The organism is Arthrobacter zhaoxinii, from assembly GCF_024385505.1.
GTDB classification, from domain to species: Bacteria; Actinomycetota; Actinomycetes; order Actinomycetales; family Micrococcaceae; genus Arthrobacter_B; species Arthrobacter_B zhaoxinii.
The window spans coordinates 1-2,498 of sequence record NZ_JANFLT010000011.1; the positions used below are offsets into that span (position 1 = coordinate 1).

At 62.7% G+C, this 2,498-nt stretch carries 1 protein-coding gene; it reads left to right on the forward strand.

Features of this window, described 5'->3' with window-relative positions:
* Positions 1 to 331 precede the first annotated feature (331 nt).
* On the forward strand, positions 332 to 2,026 hold the full coding sequence (locus tag NNX37_RS16340) for a thioester domain-containing protein (RefSeq protein ID WP_255793815.1): 1,695 nt from the start codon (positions 332 to 334) through the stop codon (positions 2,024 to 2,026).
* Positions 2,027 to 2,498 lie beyond the last annotated feature (472 nt).

The following is a 2,498-nucleotide window of genomic DNA, read 5'->3' on the forward strand; positions in this document are numbered from 1 at the left end:
CACAGCGCCGATGGTACTGCATCCGGGAGGATGTGGGAGAGTAGGTCACCGCCGGACAATATTTGAAGGTTGAGCCCGTACCAGTGTTGGTACGGGCTCTTCCTGTTTAACCAGCCCTGCCCGGCTTTCTACGAATACTGCGGTTTCGCCTACCCCCGGCACCGGATTCCACATACTGTGCCCTGCACAGGCCGAACTGGTTTCGGCATGGTCACTCGCGAGTCATCCCCAGGGATAGAAGCAGGAGACCCCTATGAGCCAATATTCCTTTCCATCGGGCCCGCGGCGCCGGCGGGGGCCCGAGCGCAGGCTTCGCAGGTCACTTCTTGGCATGGCGGCCGCTGCAGCGCTGCTGCTGGCGCCGTTCGCGGCACCCGCGAATGCCTCGTGGGCAGAGCCGGACCCGAATGAACCGGCTCCGGTAGCCGGCACCAATGCGGAAGTCGTGACTACCGATCTCGGACCCGCTCAAAGGGTGCAGGCGTTCGTGGCTGACAATCCCACCCCGCCGGATCCCTTGGCACCGTATCCGGAGGAGAACCCAGTGGGAGTGCCTGTGACCGGTCGGTTCGCGGGCATCATTCTCACTCAGGACGCCGATGGCGGGACCGGGCAGATGTACTGCATCGACACAGCGGTGGAGACCATGGTCGGCATCGGCTACGTTCAGGGGGCCTGGGAGGAAGCCAATGTAGCCAACCTTGGCTACGTGAGTTACGTCCTGAACAACTACTATCCTGCGAATCCCGCAGCGCCTGCGGGCTTGACCGCTAATCAGCAGGCTGCGGCGGTGCAGGGTGCGATCTGGTACTTCACCGACGGATATCTGGTCAATACTTCGGAGACGGTCATCAGAGGTGCGGTCGAGGCGATCGTCGCCGACGCACAGGCCAACGGGCCCCTGGTGGAACCGCCCCCGCCGAATGTCACCGTTACCCCACCGGTTGCTGCGGGTCCGGCGGGAGGCGTGGCGGGCCCGTTCATGGTCGCGTCGGAAGGAACCGCGGAGGTTACGGTTTCCGTGCCGGCCGGATACACCATGTTTGCCGATGCTGCGGGGACCGTCCCTATCCAGGACGGGAGCACAGTCCCTTCGGGGACCCAGGTCTGGGTGGGCGGTCGGCCGGCATCCATCGACCCGGGAGTCCTCAGTGCCCGCGCTGCCGTTTCCGTCCAGACCGGCAACGTCTACGTCTACGACCAGGGTGATCCACTGCTGGAGAATGCGCAGCCCCTCATTCTCGCCGCGACCACAGTGTTGGAAGCAACTGCCGAGGCGACCGCGGAGTTCTTCGTGCCGGGCGATCTCCTGGTGAACAAAACCTTCGCAGGGGAAGCCGCAGGCAGCCAGGGCGCAATTGCGCTCACTGTCGATTGTGGAACGGTGGGAACGTTTATCTTTGAGATCCCCGCAGGAACCACAGCTCCCGTCAGCGAACCGATCGTTGATCTTCCAGTGGGTACGGTGTGCTCCATCACCGAACCGGTCACGGGTTCCAATACTGAGGTGACGGTGACCCCTGTCCTCCCGGAGCCCGTGACGATCGCTGAAGGCGAGAACGTTGTGGAGGTCATGAACAATGTGGAATTCAACCCGGGCAGCCTGGTCGTGGCGAAAACCGTCACCGGCTCCGGTGCCGGCCTGCAGGACGACATCGTGCTGCACATCCAGTGCGGCGACGGACTGATCGACGAGACGTTTGTGATCCCCGAGGGGACTTCGGCGGATACCTTTACCCAGCGGTACGAAGGTATTCCGGCGGGAACGGTGTGCCGGGTCTCGGAGTCGGCGTCCGGCGCCAACGAGGACGTCACGGTGGAATCCTCGGGTACGGCGGAGGTAACCATTCTGCCGGGGCAGGAGCTGACGGTCGGGGTGGTCAATGAATACGCGCCGGTGCCGGTCACTGAACGGCTTCCGCGGACCGGGGCGGAAGATGCTGCGTCCATGGTCATGGCAGCAGGTGGTGCCGTCCTGGCCGGATCGCTGATGATCCTGGGCTCGCTCCGGAGGCGCAGCAGCTAGTCGAAGGGTGCCTTCCGGAGGCGCGGTAGCTGGACCAGGGCTCGTTCCGGAGGTGCGGCAGCTGGTCCACTAGGGGGCCCGGGGACTCCTGTGCTGAGTGGCTGACGGATGGTCGGAGCCGGTGCCCGGGAGGGTGCCGGTTCCGGCTGTGCCGGTCGATTTGCGGCTGCGGGCAAACGTGTGTAAAGTTTTAGAAGTCGCCGCGGCCGGGACGCTGGAAAAGCGCCCGAGCATGGCGGCCAAACCCCAACAAAAAACAGAGTCCTACCGGTGCGTGCCCTTCGCAGGGCCGGCGGAAAAGACTCCGGTTGGTGTGGGGTCCGGAAGAGCGGAAACGCTTTTGCGGTAAAACACTGCAGCGAAGAAGAAAAGGAAAACATTGTTTTCCCGAGTATTTTCGGATTGCGTCTGTTGTTTGAGAACTCAATAGTGTGCCAAGTTTATTGATACCAATTTATTTATATTGATTGGT